The following is a 22801-nucleotide window of genomic DNA, read 5'->3' as shown; positions in this document are numbered from 1 at the left end:
AAAAACAAATCGCTGGTCAGGTCGTTTTTTTACGCCCCAAGTGTAGCCTATGCTAAGGACTAGTCAGTAATTGCCCACTCAAATTGAAAAATATCAAGTTCCTCCTCGTGGCCCGCAGCCTGGGATTCTCCTTTGATGTCACCAATCTTCAAGTACCCGGTAACGGCACCATGAAGAGATGCGATACAAAAGAAGAAGATAAATAATCCTATCGAAGAACGGTACGCAGAAAAAAGGAATTTCATTCTTTAAAAAAATCGAGGAACGTGACCGAAGTAAAGTTCTGAATACTTGTCCGAGTCTTTCCCTTACAAAATTTTCCCCGGACGGTAGTTTTTGGCATCTGGATATTTCCCGGCAATTGACGACACCGTTTTTGAAAGCGCATCCACCTGATGCTTGGCCATGCCCGAAAGGCGCGTCTCGTCTTCGAAGATGGCTTCGAGCTGGGTCTGGTTCAGCAGGATGCGATCATCATTCGCCAAGCGCCTGACCAGATCATTTGATTGAATGGTTCCGGCGCGCAAGTCACGGATGGTGGCCACGGCGTGTTCCTTGATCGCTTCATGAGCCGACTCGCGACCGGCTCCGGCCTTCACTGCTTCCATCATGATGGTGGTCGTGCCAAGGAAAGGGAAATACTTTTCGTTTTCGAGACGGATGACTTCGGGATACGGCTCCATATTGCCGATGACGGTGAGGAAAGTTTCCAACTGACCATCGAGAGCAAAGACTGCGTCCGGCAACGCAATGCGACGAACCACTGAACAGGATACATCGCCTTCGTTCCACTGGTCACCAGCCAGGCCAGCTACCATGTTCAGGTAGCCGTTGAGTATGGTGTGAAAACCATTGATACGCTCACAACTGCGGCTGTTCATTTTGTGCGGCATGGCGGATGAACCCACCTGCCCTTTGGCAAACCCTTCTCCAGCCAGTTCGTGACCAGCCATAAGGCGGATCTGTTTGGCAAAGTCACTCAACGCGGAACTGATCTGGTAAAAAGTCGAAACGGTTTCGAAGTCCAGACTGCGCGGATAGACCTGCCCTACGTTGGTAAACACGTTTCCGATTCCCAGGTGCTGAACCACCTTTTGCTCGAGCTCGGCGACTTTGGCCTGGTCGCCTTCGAACAGGGTCAGACTATCGAGTTGGGTTCCAACGGCACCCTTCAAGCCACGAACCGGATATTTCTCAGTAAATGCTTCCAGTCGCTCGAAACCGAGCGTCAGCTCTTCCGCATACATCGCAAGCCGCTTGCCAAAGGTGGTCGGTTGGGCAGCGACATTGTGGGTGCGACCGGAGATTAAAATATCTTTATACTCAACCGCTTTTCCGGTTAGCCGAATAACTGCGGCTGCCACTTTTGTCCGCAGAACCTGAAGCGATCGAAACACCTGCAGCTGTTCGACATTCTCCGTCAGGTCACGACTCGTCATGCCCTTATGAATGTGCTCATGCCCAGCCAGGTCATTGAACTCTTCAATCCGGCTCTTCACATCGTGCAACAACGCACGCTCACGATCCTGGATCGATTGCAGATCCACTTGGTCCTTCACCTTCTCGTAGTCGGCAATGGCGTCTGCTGGAATATCCAGGCCAAGTTCGGCCTGCGCCTTCATCACGGCGATCCAGAGTTCACGCTCGAGAACAATACGGCCCTCCCCGGACCAGATATCTTTAATGGCCGCAGACGCGTACCGTTCAGCTAATACATTGGAAATCATGGCAGTTTCGAAAAACCGCGCATTGCCGCATGTTCACCAACGAATGGCAATTCCAGAAATTTAGGGGTGCCAAGCTGGGGCTTGGCGTTCCCAGGGGAATCGGGACTTGCGCTTACTGACGGTAAGACCGCATGGCGAAACGGTGCAGTTTTCGCCCGATAGTAGACAAGCATGATTTTGTAGGCCTAAATGCAATGAAAGGTTCACGCTATGGGAGCAGCAAGAAATCTCCAAGTTTCAACATCCAGGAAAAAGCTGGAAATCCGTTTTGCGTGAAGATTGTTGTGGAAAGCCTTGCGGGTAGTGATCAGGCAGGCGCTTTTATCCCGGAGCAACGCGGTGTAGATTTCATCTTCTGCCATGCCTGAACACTCCTGCCCAACGAACTTCCAATCCCCAGCCAAGATCGATCTCCCTTTGGCAAAATCGCGAAACAGGCCTGCGGTGTCGAATGGCAGCGACTCGTCGAACCAGGCAGTATCGAAAACACAACGCATCCGATCCCCTGATCCGCTCCACTCAGCCAGGATGGCATTGATCCGCTTGCTGATCCGCTTGGTGGCTTTTGGCTGGAAGGATTCCAGAATGGGAAGCCCTTGATCTTTTCCATTCTCAGCCACCTGGTCGAGGAAAGCCATTATTGTGTTCAAAGGCACCTCGGAAATCCTGTTAAGCAAAAACTCCAAACCTTTCCTAAGCGCACGCTCATACCATTCGGCCGCAATCGTTTGGCAGGCTATGGCCAGTCCCTTCCGGGGATACACCAGGAGCGGCAATTTCCCGAAGTAATCCACGCCAAGAAATCCGTTCTTAATGCACCAGTCCACACGATGACTCACCGTTTGTTGGGACAAATCCTTCCAAACACCATAAGCCGGGTTGCTACGATGCTCGGGCCGAATATCTCGGGCCTCGGATCCGCGAAGTATCTTCACCAGTAATGTCCGACCGCCGATGGTAATCAGATCCGCCGCCGCACGAAGCACAAATGCGACTTCTTCTCTCGACATAACTGGACACCAGTGATGTGGAGTGTTAAAACGGAATTCGTATCGAATTAAAATACTGAAAATGCATGTAATCGATTACACAATAATCGGGGTATACCTCATAAGCATTGTATTGGTAGGTCTTTACCTAAAACGAAAAGCATCTTCTGGTATTGAATCTTATTTTCTGGGTGGCAGAAACATTCCCTGGTGGGCCCTCGGTGCTTCCGGCATGGCTTCTAATACAGATATTGCCGGAACAATGATTGGTGTTGCCCTGGTGTATGCTATGGGTACCGCCGGCTTTTTTATCGAAATCAGGGGAGGGGTCATGCTGATAATGGCGTTTTTTATGATCTTCATGGGAAAATGGACAAGAAGATCACAAGTTATGACCACTGCGGAATGGATGATTTTTCGCTTTGGAACAGGTAAACAAGGCAATATGGCCAGAATTTTGAGTGCGGTTTCAAGCATCATACTTGCCGTGGTCATGGTTAGTTACTTTGCCATAGGCGCAGGTAAATTTGCCGGGCAGATTTTAGGACTGGATTGGCAGGTAGCGGCTCTTATCATGGCCGGCCTGGCCCTGGTATATACAGTAGCCAGTGGCTTATATGGTGTTGTTTGGACTGATGTTTTTCAGAGCGGTCTCATTCTTGGGGCTGTCTTGATTATTTGTTATAAGGCTGTTTCGCTGGTGGTGCTTCCAGAGGTTTTTTCCACTTCGGTGCCTTTGGCCGATGGCACCTTCCAAACCATTCAGATGAAGCTGTCAGACTGGTCAAGGATTACTCCATCCCCTACTTTGGATCTGCCTGGAGTTTACTCCATGTATAATTTATTTGGCGTGGCAGTAACCTTTTATTTTTTCAAAATGGTTTTGGAAGGGAGTAGTGGCGGAAACAGTTATATGGTCCAGCGTTATTTATCCTGTAAAAGTGACCGTGAGGCGGGACTCTTATCATTGCTATGGATTCTTTTGTTGTCATTCAGGTGGCCCCTGATCACCGCATTTGCCATGTTAGGTATTTATTATGGTATAACCAATAGTGTAATTGCCGATCCTGAACTTGTTTTGCCAACGGTGCTTCAACACTATTTACCAATCGGTGTTAAAGGATTATTGGTAGCGGCCCTTATAGCTGCGGCAATGTCAACCTTTGATTCCACCGTAAACGCAGGAGCCGCCTATTGGGTGAGGGATCTTTACCAGGTTTATATCAATCCCAACGCATCGGAAAAAAAATTAGTCCTGCAAAGCCGTATTGGAACTGTTGTTATTGTGACCCTGGGTTTGTTATTCAGTTTTTCAATCTCAAACATCAATGACATTTTTGGTTGGATTACCATGGGTATACTGGCGGGTTTAGGCATCCCCCAATTACTGCGATGGTATTGGGGAAGGTTCAACGGTTATGGATATGCTTTGGGCACTCTTACAGGACTCGTTGTTGCTGTAGCATTACGTTTGGCAGGAGGACAAAGACCGGAATATTATTTTTTTATCATAGCCTCCGGCAGCTCTTTGACCGGGTGTGTTCTGGGAACCTATCTTACCCCAAAAACAGATGCTTCGGTGTTGGAATATTTCTATAAAACTACTCGCCCATTTGGGTTGTGGGGTAGTATAAAAAACACTTTCCCGGATAGTATAAAGGATCAGATCAATAAAGAAAACAAAAGGGACATTATTTCTACGGGTATAGCCATGATTTGGCAGTTATCACTATTTTTATCAGGGATGATGCTGATACTCGGACATTGGGAAAAATTTGCACTGCTTTTTGGTATCATGGCATTGAGTTCAGTACTCCTCTATTTTAATTGGTACAAACATTTGTCGAATGAAGTGACATTATTAAAATGAACGATATGAGGCGATTTACTTCTCAAACCATTTTTCCAAACGATAAATGGATTGAAGCAACACCTGAAGAAGTCGGCATAAAATCAGAGAATTTAAATGAAGCCGTGAATTTCTTAGCCCAAAATTCGGGAAGAAGCAGCGTTCACAAGCTAATGATTGTTCGCCATGGAAGATTAATCTATAAAGGAGACCGCATCAATGAGGTTCATCCAGTATGGTCTTGCACCAAATCTTTTACCAGTACCGTTTTGGGCTTACTTATTGACGATAATAAAACTCAATTAAGCATATTGGCTAAGGATATTTTACCGGAAATGGCGGAATCTTATCCGACTGTTACCCTATTTCATTTTGCAACCATGACGAGCGGATATACAGCTGAGGGTGATGCGGTGATAATAGGTGGAGAAACGCATGGTCACAGCCTGACACCCTACTCTCCGGATCCAGTGCCATTGTTTGCGCCAGGAACAAAATTCGCCTATTGGGATTCTGCTGAAAATCAGTTTGCCAATATCCTCACTCAAATTGCAAAAGAACCTCTTGATGCTGTATTTAAAAACCGAATCGCCGATCCAATTGGAATGAACGGGAATAAATGGCACTGGGGAGATTTTGGAAAGGTTAATGACTTAAAAGTTGTAGGAGGCGCTGGAAATCTTGACCACAGTATTAATATTTCAGCCAATGAAATTGCCCGATTTGCTCTTTTATTTTTAAACGAAGGAAACTGGAATGGAAATCAGATAATTAGCCGCAATTGGATAAAGCAAGCCACGAAAGTCCAGGTGCCTCCCACATTGGAACTGGGTACGCATTTGAGTGAAACACATGGTATGGGGGTATATGGGTTGAATTGGTGGGTTAACGGGGTTCGTCCAAACGGAATCCGCTTATGGCCCGATGCTCCCGCAAACACTTACGCTGCTTCCGGTCATAATAATAATAAGGTGTTTATCATACCCGAGTGGGATATGGTTATCGTACGCCTCGGGCTTGACGCCGAAGTGCTTGTCGCTGGTGATGGGAAAATATCAGAGGACACATGGAGTGAATTTCTCGGAAAAATAGGTGATTCGGATATAGCTCCAATGTAATACGCCAGCCAATCCGATCTGTCGCAAAAATGACAAATTTGTCATATCTTTTTGCTATTTCTAGTCACATAACAGTGATATCCTGAAGAAATGAAAACTATTAAGTTCCATGCGAGCATACAGGCGATACCCACCCCAAACACAACGTGCCTAAAGGTAACCTGGCGCCCCTTGGCGCTGGCTCTGGCTTGGCTGACCCTCGCGATGGGTTGCGGAAAAGATAAATCCATTCAGGATTTGGGTGAACAGACGGCATTCCGGGTGCGTTCCGAGTTCACCGCGGCCTTGAATTCTGAGAAGGGCTGGGCTGGCGCACTCAACGAGAATGTGAGCATTCAGGCGGACCAGCCATTTCGGGTACGCTTTGAAGTGGAGTCGGCGCCCAGGAACAGTCCGTCGCAGTTTCGACTTCAGTACCGCAGAAACGCAGGCAACTGGACCGGCGTCGAGGCGCACGATTTTCCTCACCCTTTGCGGGAACTGGACCTGGATTTCGAACAGATGCCTGTCGGTGAACCTCCCGAAGGCTGGACGGTTGAGCACGGAAATCCGACCGGCTTGAAGGTCGCCCTGGCCGGGGAGACCAAGGTGCTTCGAGGACAAGCCGAAAAGGAACCACTTATTGGCATCCACGTTCCTCGCTGGGAAGTGACCGAACTGGCGGCGGAATTTCGCCTGTCTTCAGATAGTACAAGCGGAGTCGGATTGGTTTTCGGTTATGTCGATGCCGGAAATCACTACCGGCTTCTTCTCGATGCCGCCTCGGGATCCATTCGCTTGATCCGCTATATGAATGGAAAGGAGACCCTCATGGCAGAGCAAAAAGCCGACATCCCCCTGGACCGGTGGCTCACGGTGGAAATCGATCTGGAAAATCAAAAGGCTGAAGTCAATTTTGAGAATGACTCCGTGGAGTTCACGGTTGAGCTGACGGCGAACCTGGATTCTTCAAAACTCGGTTATTACCTACCCGCAAACAGCACTGCCGAGTTCCGGGAATTCGCCATTGCGGGCGAAGCAAGAACACCGAGGCTAAGCATCGTTTCCAGCAAGACTTTTGAAAACGGAGAGGCCACAACCGATCTTCTGGAGAACTCAAACGCGGCTTTCCAGGCTGGCGAGGGAGTCTCCATGGCCGAGAGCACGGGCTCTTGGCCGGGTGGAGGCGCTCAAGGCGAATTCGAGTGGGCACTCGTAGTCCGGCGCTTCGCTGATGACGCGGTAACCAATGAGGAAGGCGACACCTTTGAGCTTCGCATGGTTACGGCGGACGGCAAGGCTCTGTACCCTTCCCGAAATCCGGTGCTGCGGTTAAGCATTCCCCCCGGCCATCTTGGGGGAACTTTTGTGGAAACGCCGGGCCGGATCGGACCCTGGCAGGCTTCCAACGGCGATCTGTACTTCATCATGGAGCCAACCGAGACGGACAACCTGTTCATGATGGTCAAGTCGGCGGACAACGGGATAACCTGGCGGGAGGTCGATGGAGCAAACCGCCCGAGCACCAATGACCTGGAAGCGGTGGATGTACGCAAAGCAGGGGATACCCTGCATATCATCCACCAGGTGACCCGGTCGGTTCGCCATCACGTGTTTCGCACCTCCGACCACCCGACGCAGCCCGATACCTGGGCCTTTACCGACGAGTTGGCCGCGCTTGCGGACTCCATGGCCCAGGCGGCCACCTTGGTCATCCGTTCCGACGGCAGCATGATTGCATTTTATGTCGGCCAAACACTGCATTACAATATTCGTTCGGCTGACGGCACCTGGGGAGAGCAGGTAATCATTGACCCGGATGCCCCTGCCGCGGCCGGACCCCAGACGGTACTCGGGGCGAACGATACCGTGCACCTCGCCTACTACCGGACCGATGGCACTCTCTGGTATCGCAGGTTGCTGTCCGGCGGTACTTTGACGGATGGCCAACAGCTCGCATCGGGCGCAGGAGCCACGCGTGCGGAGTATGGGGCGGTGTTGCCGCTTATTTACCAGCCTGGGGCGGACACCCTTGTCATCATTTATCGTCTGACCGACGGTTACCTCTGGGAACGGCGGGTGGTGAAAGGCGGACGGCCCACGCAACCGGTGCGTGTCAGCGACCGCAAGGTGGTTACGGACGCAGTGGATTCGCAGCAACCCGGGGCCGACTTCGTTACGGATGGAGGCGTCCTGCATGTCTTCTTCATCGACGAGGACTCACGGTCCATTTTTGCCACCCGGGGGGATGCGGGTGGCTGGCAACCGGCCAAGCTTCAGGTGGGAAACATTCTCGGCTCCTGGGTCCGGGGAAACGTGTATGTTCGCCCGGACGGGGTGAAAGTCTACGGCTTCGTCTATGACGCCGGCTCGGATGGCGGGGCCGGCCTGAACCGCTTCGCTGAAGTGGAACTGGACGATGAATAGACTGGCCGACACACAGTCCCCCAGACTGGTTTCACTCGACGCCTTTCGAGGATTTACGATGTTTTGGCTTTTTGGCGGCAAGGCGTTTTTTGTGGCGATTGGGGGATTGAGCGGTTTCAGCATTATTCAGTACCAACTAAACCACAGCTCCTTGCCGGTTACGCGCTACTGCTTGCGTTTGTCCCCGCCACTGAGATATCCGCTGGCTCCTACACGGAAAACCACAACCTGGTGACTGCCGTGGATCAGTTTGTTTTAGGGCGGGCTCATCCCGACGGTTGGGGCACGGTGCTGAGCGCCATTCCAACGATAGCCACCACCATAACCGGGCTCTTGCTGGGCCAGGTGCTGCTGTCGGACACACAAGCGCGAATTAAAGCAAAAATCATCGGATTGACGGGACTCGGATGCCTGCTCGCCGGTTACGCATTGAGCCCTGTAATACCGGTAATTATGAAGCTCTGGACCACCTCCTACGCCCTGGTATCGGCGGGATGGAGCTGTCTGCTATTTCTCCTCTTCTACTGGATCATAGACATGAAAGGGTGGCGGCGCTGGTCGTTTCCTCTTGTCGTAATCGGCAGCAATGCCCTGGCGGCGTATCTGCTGCCAACCATCGTTCCCCTGAAACAAATCGTAGGTACCTTCACCAATCCCCTGGCGCAGCCCGGCGGTAATTTCGGGATCGTGTTGACCCCCGCGGCCGTACTGCTCACAGGTTGGCTGCTGCTTTACTGGATGTATAAGCGTAAAATTTTCCTGAGAGCCTGATCGTATCAAACTCCTCTATTCCAGATCAAGGGCTTCCGCAATTTCTTCCAACGAAAAAGCCGTGGCATTGCCATCATTGTGGATAGCGTAGAAGGCACCTCGGGGAAAGCGGAGGCTAAGAGTTGGGTCGAGCCAGACTCCATCCGTGTTGAGAGTGATTTCGCCGCGAAAGGTACCTTCATGCGCGAAAGTTATACGATCAAAGACATGGTAGAGGTTTAGATTCTCTCCTTGGTCAGTGCATATCCAATAACCGCTAGTTTCGCCCGTTTCCCAAAGAGCGATACCTTCAGGTTGATTTATAAAGACACCTCGCCCAATCACGTCACCGGTGAAACGCCCATCCAAGGTATATCGTTTGATAGTCTGGCCTTCCGAGGAGATCTCCTCGTCACCTACCATGAGGCTGTCGTGGACCGGATCTCCATAAACACTTTCCACAATATTCAACACGCCTAGACCTGATGTGTCGCCGAACGATTTGATCCACTCCGCCTCCACGCTATCCACTTCGGTGGTGGTGACATCGAACAGGTGCACACGACGGCCAAGTTCCTCCAGCGGTGGTTTTTCTTCCGTTGCCGTTTCGTAGTTGTCGGTCACATATACTTTCATCGCATGTTCATCCTCTGCCAGGATGTACAGGCCGTAGGGATTGATCAGATTGTTATTTTTCAGGCAAATCGGCGGGAATGTTTTCAATTTAATTGGAGGTATGGGCGGCGGACTTTTTCGATTTAAATGGAGGATTTGCTGACGGTGAAGAGCCGAAGGTGATTTTGCCTTCGGCTCTTTGCCTTGTTTCGGGCTTGGCTTTATTCGGCGCTCGGGGTGTCATCCCCCAACGACAGAGCCCTATCCTCCGAATAAATGCTTTAGCGGCGTAATTTATGCAGCCAGGGGATCGATTCGATGACTTGTTGCATCATGAGTGAGGTGACTTCGGTTTCATTGGTTTCGCAGGCTTTTTGCAGGGCGTTGCGGGCGAGAGTGTTTATCAGCCGGGGGTTGCCGTTGGCGCTTTCGATCAGCGCGGTCAGCGCGGAGCTTTCAAAGGGGTTTTTGTGAATCATGCACTCCTCCAGGCGTTTATCCATGTACTCGCGGCTTTGTTCCGGCTCGAAGGCGCTCAGTTCCAGGCTGAAGCTCATGCGGCTGAGCAGGGGCTGGTTCACACCCAACAGCAGGCGGGGCATGAGGTTTTGATCGCCGGCGAACAGGACGCTGAAGCTGCTGCGGCCGGCTTTTTGGTAACAGTTGAGCAGCCGGATTTCCTCGAGGGTTTCCGAGCTGAGGTTTTGACTTTCATCCAGGATGATCACCGGCCAGCGGGGGTGTTGTTCCTGGAGGCGTTGATGGATTTGAGCGACGTTGTCTTCGCGCCGGTTTGTCGGCTCGCTTCCGAGTTGGCGCGTTAACACCCGGATCAGGCCGGGGCCCCGCAGGGTGCTGTGGCTGTTGAGCAGCGCGTAGTACTCTTTATCGTTTAGTTCTTTGAGCAGTTGGCCTATCAGGTAGCTTTTGCCCACTCCGTTGGCACCGTAAATAAACCCGCTGTTGTGCAGGCTCAGCCAGTGTTGGAGCTTTTCGAGTTGGGTGATGAACCGGGGGCTGTTATAAACGTTTTTTGCGGATTCGGCGAAGGGAAAGCCGCTGGCTCCCCAGAGGCGTTTGGCTTGTTCGTGAAGATGCCTAGCAGTCATAGTTGCGGGAGTTGAAATGGTTGGCGTTGAGTTGTTTGTCACAGCGCGCGGCCTGTCCGTGGTAATCGTCTTTGTGCCAGATTTCGATGGGGCCGCCGCCTTGCGGGTCCAGTCGCAGCTGGATGCTTTGGCCGCGAAGGATCACGGGGACTTCCCACAGTTCGTTGGCGATGGAGATGGTGCAGTCCTGCCTGACTTTGCGTTGAATGGTTTTCAGGAAGTGCTGGTCCAGCTTTTTGTTCTCTTCAACGAAACGCAGGTGCGTGTTGTTGGCTTGGAAACGTTCGGCGGGGCTCTTGCCTTGGAGCGCGCCGTGGGGGCGGCGGTGGTAGTCTTGTTCGAGCCATCGCCACAGGCGTTGGTTGAGTTGTAACAGTTCACTTACGGGCTTGAACACCAGGCTTTGTTCGAAGTCTTTTTGCACGGTCAGGAAAAACCGTTCTATCTTTCCTTTGCTGTAAGCGGCGTAAGGCTTGGCATGCAGCAGATTGATTTTTAAATGGGCGCAGACTTCTTTCATATGGGTGCTGGTAAAGATTTTTCCGTTGTCGGTGTAAAAGGCATCGGGGATTCCCCGCCGTTTGATGGCTTGTTTGAAGGTGTCCATCAGGCACCAGCTTTGCTCTTGAAAGTAATACTGGGCGTGGACTATCAAGCGGGAATAGTCATCGATTATTGCCAGCAGGTATGTTTTGCGGGTTTTACCCAAATTGGTTTTTAAACCAATCCCGTGCATCGCATCGCTCATCCACAACTGATTGGGCAGGGCTTTTTCAAAGGCTTTGGACGGCCCGCCCGCACCGGCATGGTGCAAGCCGGCCACCAAGCTGCGGGCATCGAGCTGATGCGCCCGCAAATAACGGTAGATGCTGGAGAGCGAATAACTCCCCGCTTCGAAAACGCCTTCCGCTTCGAGGTGGCGAAGCAGGCTTTTTACGCTCAGGCGCGGATGCTCCAGGCGCAATGTGCGCAACTGCTCTTGCATGGTCAGCGAAAGGGCCTGGGATTTGCCGCAATCTTTACGCGGCAGATCAGGCCTTCGTAGCCAAGGTGCCGGTAGCGATAATACCATTTTTCCAACGTCGAGGCGCCGTAGTGGTGTCCGTCGTAATTGCGCCGGGCACACAGGTTCAAGGCATGCGATAACGGCAAGCCTTCTTCGGTTAATTGCAACACCTGCGAGACGGCACTGTAGCGGCGCAGACTCTTCGTATTCGGGTTTTTTGTGTTTTCGGTCATAGGCCGTCCCACTATGTGAAGCGTTTTTGTTCAGTCCAAACCACTACTGTGTGGAGTTCGCATTTTTTTTTGAACTTGCACAAAACCCTCCAATTAAGTCGGCTGATGACAGCTGTATTTTCCAAATACAGTGCATCGGTAGTGCCGGATCAGGTATGTGGTGGTTAATCGGAAACGCTTTTGGTTTTGCTTCCATAACCATTTTATGGCCTCCAGATCCGGCACTTCTTTTTGGGGAGGATCGCGGCCGAAGCCCAGGCCGGTCTCGCTGAAAAGCTTCCGGCGAAAACGGCCAAAACGTTTAACCATCCCCGTAAACATATCCGTGTGGCGTTGGAGCGATGGCGGGATGTCGCCGGATACCAACTCATCCAAAATATCATTGCCCAAGTGGTGATGAGGCTGCGCAAAAGCCGGCAGCATGCTCACCGTAACCGCACAGGCACTACAACGAAAACGGCGCACGCCAATCAGAAACTCGCTGGGCGAGCATAGGCTGAACACATAACGCCAATAATATCCCAAAACCGACAAGGTTCCAAATGCTTCGCATTTTGGACAACTGCACGGTCCGCGCACTTGCCGGTGAAGTTGACCTTCCACATACGACCGCACCTCCTCATAGTCCTCCGCGATTACCTGCATTCATTGCCAGTAAATGACTCCGGTAATAATACAAGCTCCTGATTCCACTCCCACACAAAAAAAGGGGGGGAACTACCGCTTTACATGCCAACCCTAAGCCAAGGCCTCCGCGTTCCACACATCATCTGGAAACTATTAACCGTCCTCAAAATATACTGACAAAAACCATACCGCATTCCACCGATTTTAGAGACTCGTAACAGCATAAGTGCCAATAAAAAGTGTTACCGATGTCCTTAGAAGATCTGTTACCGATGTCCTCGGATCATACCCCCCTTTTCCTATTCCGTGACCCCTTTTCCTATTCCCCTTTTCCTATTCTGACCCCTTTTCCTATTCCATTGTTTCTCTCTCTATTGTTTCTTCCTGAACATCGACCCTATTGTTTCTTTCCGGCTGAGTGTAGCGGCTGAGGATGAGGGTACGTCCGTCGGTGGTGGGGAAGTGGGCGTCGATCATCTGGATGGCGGCAAACTTATCCAGAACGGCTCTGGAGGTCAGCCCGGGTGCGTGAGCTCGCAAGCGGGCGTAGGGGCAAAAGGAAGGGCAAAAGGGGCCATTCCTTGATTCTCGAATTCTAACCTAATCCATAAGGTCTAGGTTCACTGCACTCCGTTTGTAGCAATTAGTTCAGCGACCCTTTCAGCGTGACAATAATAAACGCTGCCTGTTTTCTATAGGCTACTTCTCAAGCCCACAATCTATGCAGGCTTTTATCATAAAACGGGTTCTCACTCTTTTCCCTACCCTGCTGTTTACCAGCATCATTGTTTTCGCGTCCATTCGGCTAATCCCTGGTGACGTGATTGATCTGATGTTGTCGCAAAATGACATTTCGACAGCAATAGACCGGGAATTAATTGAAAAGGCACTGGGATTGGACAAGCCGGTCTACATTCAATATTTCAATTGGATTGGTTCGGCCGTCCAAGGAGATCTGGGCCGATCACTCTGGCAGAACACACCTGTTTCTGAGCAGCTCGCCCTAAGCCTACCCATCAGCTTTGAACTGGGATTACTTGGGTTAATGGTTGCATTGTCGGTCGCCATTCCCATCGGGATTTACTCTGCGATGAAACAGGATACGGCTGGCGACTATATCGCCCGTTCCTTTTCGCTACTCATGCTGGCCATTCCAAGTTTCTGGTTGGGAACCCTGGTTATGATATACCCGTCCGTGTGGTGGCGTTGGGCACCTCCCTTGGATTATACACCCTTCCTGGAATCACCCATTGAAAACCTGAAACACATGCTGGTGCCGGCTATCATTTTGGGATTGTCAATGTCAGCAGTCACCATGCGGATGACGCGCACCATGATGCTAGAGGTGTTGCGTCAGGACTACGTTCGCACGGCAAGAGCAAAGGGATTGAAAGAGAATGTAGTGGTCCTCCGTCACGCTTTAAGAAACGTACTGATTCCTATTGTTACTTTAATTGGTCTCCAGGCTCCCCTACTGATTGGTGGCTCGGTTATTTTGGAAAAGATTTTTGGGGTTCCTGGAATGGGTACCCTATTATTGGACTCAGTCTTTCAACGTGATTATCCTGTTATCACAGGTGTGTTCCTGGTGGTTGGAGTAGCCGTGTTGTTTATTAATTTATTGGTCGATCTGACCTACGGATTCCTGGATCCACGAGTCCGCAACTGAGGTGATAAATGAGTGATGCGATTATAAGCCAAAACGTCGAGGTACCATTGGCACCAATGCGCCGGGGAGTCATTTGGTCGTTTCTCATCAGGCTATTCAGAGATAAGCCGATGGGTGCAGCTGGCGGTGTAGTCTTTATAGTATTTCTATTCTGTGGTCTGTTCGCCGACGTGTTAGCACCTTATGGAATGAATGACACCAATATGCTGGTACGCCTGGAAGCACCATCATTGGGCCATCCGTTGGGAACCGATCATCTCGGACGCGATGTATTTTCACGTATACTCATCGCTGCTAAAACCTCGATGATTGTCAGTTTTCTTGCGGCTGGTTCGGCGACAGTGATCTCCATTATTCTGGGAGTCGTTTCGGGATATTTTGGGAAGAAAACCGACTTTGTGACTCAGCGATTTGTGGATGCCTGGATGACCTTTCCGGATTTGATCCTGCTCATCGTGGTGATTTCTGTAGTTGGCCCGGGGATCTTCCAAATCGTTTTTGTGCTCTCCTTGCTTTATGGCATAGCCGGTTCCCGAATCATCCGCGGTTCTGTGATGAGTATTCGTGAGAACATGCACACGCATGCAGCACAATCCATGGGGGCTCGTCCACTGCACATTCTCTGGGTTCACATACTTCCCAACATCATGCCCGTTGTTATCGTGTTGTTTACCATGCGGGTCGGTGCAGTGATTCTGGCTGAAGCAGGATTATCCTTTTTGGGGTTGGGTGTCCCACCACCTGCCCCGACTTGGGGAAGTATGCTCAGCGGCGATGGTAGAACTTACATGTATCTTGGTCCCTGGTTGGCAATTGCTCCCGGTGTCTGTTTAACCATAGTAGTTTATTCCATCAACGTTTTCGGGGATGCCCTGCGCGACCTGCTTGATCCAAGAATGAAAGGAACCCGGTGAAGGTGCATAAAATAATTACTTTGTTTTTCAACTTGTTGAAAGGTAGGGCTCGATCGCCGAGCGAGCCGTCATGGAACCGGCGGTTTGCGGCGAAACCGCCCTACCATATAACCTGGACTAAGTACAAATTGATCCAACGATTCCTGATTTTAACGCTCAGTTTGTTCACGTTCTCAGAAGCCGCCGACGATCGAAACGAAGAAACCCCTCAATACGGCGGTTCCATTAATGTGGGTACGGTCTACATAACCTTGTCTGCGTTATCCTGGGATCCGTCTGATTGGAACTGGAAAGGAAATCACGATTCGGGGCTGGTCCGGGAGCTGCTATTTGCGGGTGATCTGGAAAAAAGTAAACGCAAGGGAGGTGATTATTCATTTATCGCCGATGCCTACCTGCCGGAAGATTCCATTCGCGGAGAGCTCGCCGAAAGTTGGGAGTGGGAAGATCCACTGACCCTGGTGATTAAGCTGCGCAAAGGAATCATCTTTGCCGAGCGCCCCGGAATAATGAAAGCGAGAGAACTTGATGCTGAAGACGTTGTTTACAGCTACGATGTTGTGAATAAAAGCCGAAAGAAAATACCCACTTATTTTGATCATATAAAGGAGTTCGTCGCACGAGATCGTCATACCGTTGTTTTCAAATTCAGTCACTTCAACGCCGAGTGGCCCTACCGATTCGGCTATGGCTACTACTCACAGATCTTTCCACGAGAAATGGCGAATGTGGATATGAAGAACTGGCGAAACCTTCATGGATCAGGCCCTTTTGTACTGGAGGACTTCATCCCATCCCATGTGCAAAGGTACGCACGCAATTCCAATTACTGGGACAAAGAAAAACTGGGAAATCAGTCCTACCAAATCCCGTTTATAGACAAGATTAACTACCGAATCATCAAGGACGAGTCTGCCTACCTCTCTGCTTTGCGAACCGGACAATTGGATATAGTTGAATCGATACGGTGGATCGCGGTCGACCATCTTAAGAAGACAACGCCTGAATTGAAATGGAATCGCTGGTTGGCAACAGAAGGCACATTTCTGGCCATGCGTGTTGATACCAAACCCTTCGACGATATTCGAGTCAGACGCGCGCTGAATCTTGCGGTCAATCAAAGGGAAATCCTAGAGAAATTCATGGGAGGCCATGGAGAGCTTATGGCCTATCCTCAACATGCCGATTACGGAGGCTACTATCAACCGCTGGAAGAAATGCCTGAGTCGGTTCAGGAACTGTTCGAATATAAACCAGAGAAAGCAAAACAACTTCTCGCAGAAGCTGGCTACCCAAACGGATTTACATTTGAAGCCCAGGTAAATTCCAACAGCCCAGCTCACATGGAGCTCATCCCACTGATCGAGAATTACCTCTCCAAAGTGGGCGTAACCATGAAGATCAAGCCACTGGAATACGCCTCTTTCCTCTCAACAATGACTACCAGAACTCACGGTCCCGGTTATTTTATGCAGAATGGGCATACCAACCCGATCACCACACTACGAAAGAGTTTTATGTCCGGTCAGACCTGGAATCCTTCGATGTATTCAGATCCTGAATTTGATCAAAGTATCCTCGAATTAAACGCAGAGCGTGACGAAGAGAAACGCATAGAAATGGCCCGTGAGCTCACCGTCAAAATGCTGGATGAAGCCCCCTACGTTTGGTTGCCGACTGGCTACGTTTATTCCGCGTGGTGGCCCTGGGTAAAAAATTATGGAGGTGAACTGCGAGCGGGCGCCGTACGCCCGGGTCCCATTTATGCCCGAATCTGGATTGATCAAAAAATGAAGGAGGAGATGGGTTTCAAATGACCAAAACTCAAGAACCCACAATCAGCACAGAAGGACCGCTTCTTTCCGTTCAGAATTTATCGGTGTCGTTTAACACCGAGCGGGGAAAAATTCGAGCCGTAGACAATGTCTCATTTGATGTTAAGGCCGGCGAAACCTTAGCCATTGTCGGTGAAAGCGGATCGGGGAAAAGTGTTACCGCCCTATCCATATTGCAATTGTTGGGCGACTCTGGATCGATCGACAAAGGAAGCATCCTTTTTGAAGGGAAAGACCTGGCTCGTTTTGACAAAGAATCTATCCGCAAAATTCGTGGAAACCGAATCGCAATGATCTTTCAGGAACCGATGTCGTCTTTGAACCCAGTCCTCACGATCGGCAAGCAAGTGGCCGAACCCATTCAACTGCATCGCAACCTACCATGGTCAGAGGCGCTCGAAAAAGCAGAGGAGCTCTTGGCTCGTGTTTCAATTCCGGGACCAAAACGAAGGCTGAAAAGTTATCCGCACCAAATCTCGGGAGGCATGCGCCAGCGAGTGATGATAGCGATGGCGCTTGCCTGTCAACCTCGACTGATCATCGCCGACGAGCCTACCACCGCCCTCGACGTTACGGTTCAGGCACAAATACTTTCATTGCTGAAGAACCTAACCAAGGAGATGAATTCATCCTTAATTCTCATCTCTCACGATCTTGGGGTCGTAGCGAGATACGCCGACAAAGTCGCGGTCATGTACGGTGGTCGAATCATAGAAAACGCATCAGCGGTTGAACTGTACAAAAATCCGAAACATCCGTACACCGAGGGTTTATTAGCGTCACAACCCTCTTTACAAGGTAAGCCCGGAGAACCTTTACAAACCATTCCCGGTCAGCCACCCGACCTGGCAAACCTACCGGTCGGCTGTGCGTTTTCTCCTCGGTGCATCCACGTGCGAGACGAATGTCGGGCAAGTCCGCCACCTTTGGAGTTGGTTGGTCCAGAACACAAAAGAGCTTGTTTCGGTTATGGATAAAACAATCGATACTTTAATTCAAGTAGATGACCTGAAAGTTCACTACCCAATCACGGAAGGTATACTCAACCGCACGGTGGGTTGGATACCAGCCGTGGATGGTGTCTCATTTGAAATAAAACGGGGAGAGACATTTAGTCTGGTCGGCGAAAGTGGTTGCGGCAAATCGACAACTGCCATGGCAATGCTGCGCATGCAGCCGGTCACGTCAGGCCGTATCCTCTTTGAAGATGAAGATATTACGCATTACTCCCCTACCCGCATGCGGCCGATTCGACGACGGATGCAGATGATTTACCAGGACCCGTTTGGATCACTGAACCCGCGGATGAAAGTCGGAAGCATCATAGGTGAACCACTCAAAGTACACAAACTCCACAAGGATAAAAATAAATACAAAGCACGAATTCAGGAGTTGATGCGCTTAGTGGGACTCTTGCCGGATATGGCCGATCGTTACCCTCACGAATTTTCTGGCGGTCAAAGGCAGCGCATCGGTATTGCCCGGGCACTGGCTCTGGACCCCGATCTTATTATTTGCGATGAGGCGGTGTCAGCCTTGGATGTTTCCATTCAAGCACAGGTTTTAAACTTGTTAATGGATTTACAGAAGAAACTCGGGTTGACGTATTTTTTCATTTCCCACGACCTTTCCGTAGTAAGACATATCAGCCACCGCGTCGCCGTCATGTATTTGGGACACATTGTGGAAATGGGTGATAGAAACGAACTTTTCTCAAATCCCAAACACCCCTACACTCGGGCATTGCTCGACGCCGTCCCAACACCTGATCCGGAATTGGAATCCAATCGGCCACACCAACTGATCGCAGGCGAAGTTCCCAGCTTACGCAATCCACCGCCCGGTTGCAGGTTTCATCCACGGTGCCCGGTTGCCAAACCGGAATGCAGTAAAGTACGACCAGAATGGATACAGAATGGTTATACAAAAGTCGCTTGCCACCTATATACTGAGAATTGACTTCCCATTCTAAAGAATCCAGCTTCGTACTCCACACTTAATCAGAACTACAATAACGGTTGTCTTAGTTTAATCTCAGACTCTGTTTAACAAAAAAATAAGAAATATTATGCCAGGCCTCGAAAACCATCCTGAAATGTTCGACCTTAGAATGTCGGAAGAAGCCAGACCACTTCTGGAAAAAGTAAAAGCCTTCATCAAGGGCGAGATCGAGCCCGTTACTCACAAGTTCCATCAACTCGGAGAGGGTCGTGCAGAACGTTTTTCATATGTACCCGGACAGCTTGAAATCCTGGAAGGCCTCAAAGACAAAGCGAAAGCGAACGGGCTTTGGAATTTTTTCCTTCCAGACGACGAAACAGGCCAGGGATTAAAAAACCTCGACTATGCCTACATAGCAACCGAGCTAGGAAAGAATCGCCTGGCCTCAGAAAGTCTCAATTGTTCTGCGCCGGATACGGGAAACATGGAAGTGCTGGAACGTGTTGGTACCCCCGAGCAGAAGGAGCAGTGGCTCAAACCACTCCTGGACGGAAAGATCCGTTCTGCTTATGTGATGACGGAACCCGATCTGGCATCGTCCGACGCAAAGAACATTTCGTGCGAAGCCATTCTCGAGCGCGACGAATGGGTCATTAATGGGGAAAAATACTATGCCTCCGGTGCCGGCGACCCGCGCTGCAAGATTATGATTGTTATGGTACAGACCAGTCCCGACGCGGAACCATACAAGCGCCAGTCGCAAATCCTTGTTCCGACGGACAACCCGGGTGTAAATATTCTTGGTCCGATGCATGTATTCGGCGAGGACGATGCGCCGCACGGTCACATGCATATACGCTTTGAGAACTGTCGGGTGCCGAAGAACAACCTATTACTCGGTGAAGGTCGAGGCTTCGAAATTTCTCAAGTACGCCTGGGACCAGGTCGAATCCATCACTGTATGCGATCAATAGGCGCGGCTGAAAAAGCGGTCGAACTAATGGCAAAACGCGGCTTGACGCGTGAGGCGTTTGGCAAATCCATTGCCAGACTCGGCAAAAATGTTGAAGTCATTGCCAAGGCGCGGATCGAGATCGAAGCCATGCGTATGATGGTTTTAAAAGCTGCAAAAGCGATGGATGTTCTGGGCAACTCGGAAGCACGCGTCTGGGTGAGCGCCATTAAGGCCATGGTGCCTATTCGTGTCTGCGAGATCATCGACGAAGCGATCCAAATTCACGGCGCGACCGGAATCTCGCAATGGACGCCACTTGCGCGGATGTACACTCAGCAACGCACACTGCGCCTGGCAGATGGACCTGATGAAGTACACTGGTTTGTTGTTGGTCGTGCTGAGCTCGCCAGCTGGGCAGATGAAGCGGAAGGATACAATCCAAAGGAGGATTACATCGCTGGTTTAGAAGAGCAGACTTCATTTGATGGTCCTTAATCTGTAACAGGCACAACATTCAGATTTGCTTCCCCACTGGGCATACTATTCAGTAACTTAACTAAATGAGCTCAGAATCAAATATCCCAATCATTGACATGGGTCCTTATCTGGAAGGAACGGAAGGAGGACGCCAAAAAGTAGCCCAGGAAATTTTTAAAGCCGCACACGAAGTAGGGTTTCTTTACCTGAAGAATTTCGGGATGTCTGAGGACATGCTCGAATCCGCCTTCGCCATCGCTGACTCATTATTTAAGAGCGACGAGAAACTGAAAGTTCCATACAATGTGGATTACAACCACGGGTATGGAAAAATGCAGGGTGAAGCACTCGACCCTTCCAAACCAGCTGACCTGAAAGAAACCTTTACCTGTAGAAATCTTCTCCGCATGCCAAGTGGTGATGAGTTTTGGCCCAATCCACAATTCGAAGCATTCATGCGGATTTTCTATAAACGGATTCAAAAAATTGCTTCCGACGTGATGGGTGCATTTGCGCTGGCATTGAACCTGGAGCCGAACTTTTTCGATGACAAACATACCGGTCTGACTCAAACGCTGCGCCTGCTTCATTATCCTCCAGTCAAGAATGTAGTCGAAGGTCAGCTGGGAGCCGGTGCTCACACAGACTACGGCACATTAACGGTTCTGTTTCAGGATGATCGTGGCGGCCTCGAAGTGCAAAACCTGGAAGGCGAGTGGGTCTCCGCTCCACCCGTCCCGGGCACGGTTGTGATCAACACAGGTGACCTGATTGCTCGCTGGAGCAACGACTTCTTTAAATCAACTCCCCATCGTGTGGTACCCAGAGCTGCGGCCAAGAAACACGGTCGCCAATCGATTGCCTTCTTCAGTGACCCGGATCCGGAAGTAACCATCGAAACATTTCCAAGCTGCATTTCTCCCGAAAATCCGGCCAAGTACAAACCCATCTCTGCAGGAGAGTATATCCGGCAAAGGATTATGGCATCTCAGGCCGGGTAGACCATCTGAACTCAATCCTATGAAATACAGCTTCCAGAACGCTATAGTCCTCACAAGCTGTTTGCTTGTTACACTGACCTGCAATGCCGCATGGAATGCGGGAACAGCCAAAATCAAAATTACCCCTGAGCAGCCTCTCGTGATGTCAGGCTATGCCAGCCGAACGACGCCGTTCAAAACAGTGGAGCGAGATCTTTGGGCCAAGGCGCTTATTCTCGAAGATGAAACGGGCAAACAAGTGGCGATCATTACCACCGACCTGGCGGGAATTTATTCGGACATTTCTCCAGCTATTTATGCAGGTATTACCGAACGAACCGGCATCAAGCGACCCGATATTTTGCTCACCTGGTCTCACACCCATAGCGGTCCGAGGTTGGTGCTGAAAGACACACCCGGCTCGGGATCGAGCGAAAGCGATACACAAAACTCGATTGCTTATACCAAGCAGTTGCAGGAGGAACTTATTCATCTGGTAGAGCTTGCCACTCGAAGTCTTCAACCCGTCGACCTCAATTGGGGTACCGGTTTTGCCTCGTTTGTGATGAATCGTCGTCAGCGCACGCCGCAGGGCGTTCGACTGAACCCCAATCCCAGTGGTCACGTGGATCGAAGTTTACCTTGTTTAAAAGTAACGACAAAAGACGGCAAGCTCATGACCGCCCTGTTTCAGGTCGCCTGTCACAACACCACCTTGGGTAGCGATAATTTTGCGCTATGTGGCGACTACTCCGGATTCGCTCAAGAAGGTGTGGAGAAACAATATCCTGGGGCTAATGCGATGTTCATGACCGGGTGTGCCGGCAACGCCAACCCCTACCCTCGTGGAACTATGGAGCTCGCGCGTCAGCATGGTGCTGAAGTCGCGGCTGAAGTTCACCGATTACTAGAAGGCGAGCTCACTCCCATCGATGGCGCCATTACCACGGTTCTCGACAATGCTCGTCTAACTCTGCAGCCACAAAAACCCACCAGCGAATTGGAGGACATGGCTGCCAACGGACCCAGCTGGTTAAAGTATTGTGCAGGTTTTATGTTGGAAGCATTGAAGCGTGGCGAAACCCTTCCGACTTACTACGATGCTCCCGTATCGGTTTGGCAATTCGGAGAAGACCTTACCTTGGTCTGTATGTCCGGTGAAGTCGTCAGCGGGTACGTCCTGGCCACACAAACGTCCATCGGCCATCAAAAACTATGGATCGGTGCGTATGCTCATGATTATTTCGGCTACCTCCCTACCGCACAAATCCTTCGCGACGGCGGCTACGAAACACGCGGACTTTTCAACGGCCTGGGCTGGTTTTCCGAACAAGCGGAAGAACAAATGATGCAAACCATAACCCGCCTGGCCAAAGAAGCGGGTCGGCAGTTTGAATAAAAGGAAAGTAGCCTATCCTGAACCCGTCCACAGGTTTCCTCTTTCAACTCATGGAATTCCTCAAGACAAGGTTAACCTTTTGCTCCTGGCCCTTTTTCTTTAACCACTGATTTCACTGATAAGCACTGCTATGGGATATATTGTCAAGACGGTTTCGATTGTTTAATCCATTGGTGAAATTGTATTTGTTTTTTGCTACCTT

The 22801-nt window shown here is 50.5% G+C and carries 21 protein-coding genes; 12 read left to right on the top strand and 9 right to left on the bottom strand.

Features of this window, described 5'->3' with window-relative positions:
• Positions 1-59: 59 nt before the first annotated feature.
• From O3C43_18990 to O3C43_18980, 3 genes are all read right to left on the bottom strand, one after another.
• The gene (locus O3C43_18990) at positions 60-245 is read right to left on the bottom strand and encodes a type VI secretion system tube protein Hcp (protein MDA1068575.1); all 186 of its coding nucleotides are present in this window, start codon (positions 243-245) and stop codon (positions 60-62) included.
• Between the two features lie 63 nt (positions 246-308).
• The gene (gene purB / locus O3C43_18985; protein ID MDA1068574.1) at positions 309-1727 is read right to left on the bottom strand and encodes an adenylosuccinate lyase; all 1419 of its coding nucleotides are present in this window, start codon (positions 1725-1727) and stop codon (positions 309-311) included.
• 203 nt (positions 1728-1930) lie between these two features.
• Positions 1931-2737, bottom strand: coding sequence for an RQC-minor-1 family DNA-binding protein (locus O3C43_18980; GenBank protein MDA1068573.1), 807 nt, complete (start codon positions 2735-2737; stop codon positions 1931-1933).
• 61 nt (positions 2738-2798) lie between these two features.
• Between O3C43_18980 and O3C43_18975 the strand changes: the two genes are divergently transcribed.
• The 4 genes from O3C43_18975 (at position 2799) to O3C43_18960 (ending at position 8860) form a co-directional block, all read left to right on the top strand.
• The gene (locus O3C43_18975) at positions 2799-4586 is read left to right on the top strand and encodes a sodium:solute symporter (GenBank protein MDA1068572.1); all 1788 of its coding nucleotides are present in this window, start codon (positions 2799-2801) and stop codon (positions 4584-4586) included.
• A 5-nt stretch (positions 4587-4591) separates the two neighbouring features.
• Positions 4592-5683 carry a serine hydrolase gene (locus O3C43_18970; GenBank protein MDA1068571.1) on the top strand — a complete coding sequence of 364 codons (1092 nt, stop codon included), beginning with the start codon at positions 4592-4594 and terminating at the stop codon, positions 5681-5683.
• Positions 5684-5854: 171 nt separating this feature from the next.
• The gene (locus O3C43_18965; protein MDA1068570.1) at positions 5855-8089 is read left to right on the top strand and encodes a sialidase family protein; all 2235 of its coding nucleotides are present in this window, start codon (positions 5855-5857) and stop codon (positions 8087-8089) included.
• A gap of 63 nt (positions 8090-8152) precedes the next feature.
• The gene (locus O3C43_18960) at positions 8153-8860 is read left to right on the top strand and encodes a hypothetical protein (GenBank protein MDA1068569.1); all 708 of its coding nucleotides are present in this window, start codon (positions 8153-8155) and stop codon (positions 8858-8860) included.
• 15 nt (positions 8861-8875) lie between these two features.
• On the opposite strand, the gene O3C43_18955 is transcribed toward O3C43_18960, so the two are convergent.
• From O3C43_18955 to O3C43_18930, 6 genes are all read right to left on the bottom strand, one after another.
• Entirely contained in the window at positions 8876-9562 is a 687-nt protein-coding gene (locus tag O3C43_18955) for a hypothetical protein (protein MDA1068568.1), read from the bottom strand.
• 173 nt (positions 9563-9735) lie between these two features.
• Complete coding sequence (locus O3C43_18950) at positions 9736-10563, bottom strand: AAA family ATPase (protein MDA1068567.1); 828 nt, start codon at positions 10561-10563, stop codon at positions 9736-9738.
• Complete coding sequence (locus O3C43_18945; protein ID MDA1068566.1) at positions 10553-11548, bottom strand: DDE-type integrase/transposase/recombinase; 996 nt, start codon at positions 11546-11548, stop codon at positions 10553-10555. The genes O3C43_18950 and O3C43_18945 overlap by 11 nt, the downstream gene beginning before the upstream one ends.
• Positions 11549-11550: 2 nt before the next feature.
• Positions 11551-11814, bottom strand: coding sequence for a hypothetical protein (locus O3C43_18940; GenBank protein MDA1068565.1), 264 nt, complete (start codon positions 11812-11814; stop codon positions 11551-11553).
• Positions 11815-11895: 81 nt separating this feature from the next.
• Complete coding sequence (locus tag O3C43_18935; GenBank protein ID MDA1068564.1) at positions 11896-12447, bottom strand: DUF6431 domain-containing protein; 552 nt, start codon at positions 12445-12447, stop codon at positions 11896-11898.
• A 333-nt stretch (positions 12448-12780) separates the two neighbouring features.
• Positions 12781-12969: a hypothetical protein gene (locus tag O3C43_18930; protein ID MDA1068563.1), complete on the bottom strand. Its 189-nt coding sequence runs from the start codon at positions 12967-12969 to the stop codon at positions 12781-12783.
• A gap of 181 nt (positions 12970-13150) precedes the next feature.
• Between O3C43_18930 and O3C43_18925 the strand changes: the two genes are divergently transcribed.
• The 8 genes from O3C43_18925 (at position 13151) to O3C43_18890 (ending at position 22599) form a co-directional block, all read left to right on the top strand.
• On the top strand, positions 13151-14098 hold the full coding sequence (locus O3C43_18925) for an ABC transporter permease (protein ID MDA1068562.1): 948 nt from the start codon (positions 13151-13153) through the stop codon (positions 14096-14098).
• Between the two features lie 8 nt (positions 14099-14106).
• Positions 14107-15012 carry an ABC transporter permease gene (locus O3C43_18920; GenBank protein ID MDA1068561.1) on the top strand — a complete coding sequence of 302 codons (906 nt, stop codon included), beginning with the start codon at positions 14107-14109 and terminating at the stop codon, positions 15010-15012.
• Positions 15013-15140: 128 nt separating this feature from the next.
• A complete protein-coding gene (locus O3C43_18915) occupies positions 15141-16829 on the top strand; it encodes an ABC transporter substrate-binding protein (protein ID MDA1068560.1) in 1689 nt (562 codons plus the stop codon).
• Complete coding sequence (locus tag O3C43_18910; GenBank protein ID MDA1068559.1) at positions 16826-17824, top strand: ABC transporter ATP-binding protein; 999 nt, start codon at positions 16826-16828, stop codon at positions 17822-17824. The genes O3C43_18915 and O3C43_18910 overlap by 4 nt, the downstream gene beginning before the upstream one ends.
• A complete protein-coding gene (locus tag O3C43_18905) occupies positions 17817-18806 on the top strand; it encodes an ATP-binding cassette domain-containing protein (protein MDA1068558.1) in 990 nt (329 codons plus the stop codon). Before O3C43_18910 ends, O3C43_18905 begins: the two co-directional genes overlap by 8 nt.
• A gap of 109 nt (positions 18807-18915) precedes the next feature.
• On the top strand, positions 18916-20238 hold the full coding sequence (locus tag O3C43_18900; GenBank protein ID MDA1068557.1) for an acyl-CoA dehydrogenase family protein: 1323 nt from the start codon (positions 18916-18918) through the stop codon (positions 20236-20238).
• Between the two features lie 65 nt (positions 20239-20303).
• Entirely contained in the window at positions 20304-21221 is a 918-nt protein-coding gene (locus tag O3C43_18895) for an isopenicillin N synthase family oxygenase (GenBank protein MDA1068556.1), read from the top strand.
• Positions 21222-21240: 19 nt separating this feature from the next.
• Positions 21241-22599: a neutral/alkaline non-lysosomal ceramidase N-terminal domain-containing protein gene (locus tag O3C43_18890; protein MDA1068555.1), complete on the top strand. Its 1359-nt coding sequence runs from the start codon at positions 21241-21243 to the stop codon at positions 22597-22599.
• The last annotated feature ends 202 nt before the right edge of the window (positions 22600-22801 follow it).

It is taken from the genome of Verrucomicrobiota bacterium (assembly GCA_027622555.1).
Taxonomy (GTDB): domain Bacteria; phylum Verrucomicrobiota; class Verrucomicrobiia; order Opitutales; family UBA2995; genus UBA2995.
The sequence above is the reverse complement of the archived record's forward strand: the minus strand, read 5'-3'. Positions and strand labels throughout refer to the sequence as shown.

Coding starts and splice junctions, on each gene's coding strand:
- O3C43_18990 (MDA1068575.1), bottom strand. CDS start 245: ATGAAATTCCTTTTTTCTGCGTACCGTTCTTCGATAGGATTATTTATC.
- O3C43_18925 (MDA1068562.1), top strand. CDS start 13,151: ATGCAGGCTTTTATCATAAAACGGGTTCTCACTCTTTTCCCTACCCTG.
- O3C43_18910 (MDA1068559.1), top strand. CDS start 16,826: ATGACCAAAACTCAAGAACCCACAATCAGCACAGAAGGACCGCTTCTT.
- purB (MDA1068574.1), bottom strand. CDS start 1,727: ATGATTTCCAATGTATTAGCTGAACGGTACGCGTCTGCGGCCATTAAA.
- O3C43_18980 (MDA1068573.1), bottom strand. CDS start 2,737: ATGTCGAGAGAAGAAGTCGCATTTGTGCTTCGTGCGGCGGCGGATCTG.
- O3C43_18890 (MDA1068555.1), top strand. CDS start 21,241: ATGAAATACAGCTTCCAGAACGCTATAGTCCTCACAAGCTGTTTGCTT.
- O3C43_18900 (MDA1068557.1), top strand. CDS start 18,916: ATGCCAGGCCTCGAAAACCATCCTGAAATGTTCGACCTTAGAATGTCG.
- O3C43_18945 (MDA1068566.1), bottom strand. CDS start 11,548: ATGCAAGAGCAGTTGCGCACATTGCGCCTGGAGCATCCGCGCCTGAGC.
- O3C43_18920 (MDA1068561.1), top strand. CDS start 14,107: ATGAGTGATGCGATTATAAGCCAAAACGTCGAGGTACCATTGGCACCA.
- O3C43_18935 (MDA1068564.1), bottom strand. CDS start 12,447: ATGCAGGTAATCGCGGAGGACTATGAGGAGGTGCGGTCGTATGTGGAA.
- O3C43_18970 (MDA1068571.1), top strand. CDS start 4,592: ATGAGGCGATTTACTTCTCAAACCATTTTTCCAAACGATAAATGGATT.
- O3C43_18895 (MDA1068556.1), top strand. CDS start 20,304: ATGAGCTCAGAATCAAATATCCCAATCATTGACATGGGTCCTTATCTG.
- O3C43_18905 (MDA1068558.1), top strand. CDS start 17,817: ATGGATAAAACAATCGATACTTTAATTCAAGTAGATGACCTGAAAGTT.
- O3C43_18950 (MDA1068567.1), bottom strand. CDS start 10,563: ATGACTGCTAGGCATCTTCACGAACAAGCCAAACGCCTCTGGGGAGCC.
- O3C43_18975 (MDA1068572.1), top strand. CDS start 2,799: ATGCATGTAATCGATTACACAATAATCGGGGTATACCTCATAAGCATT.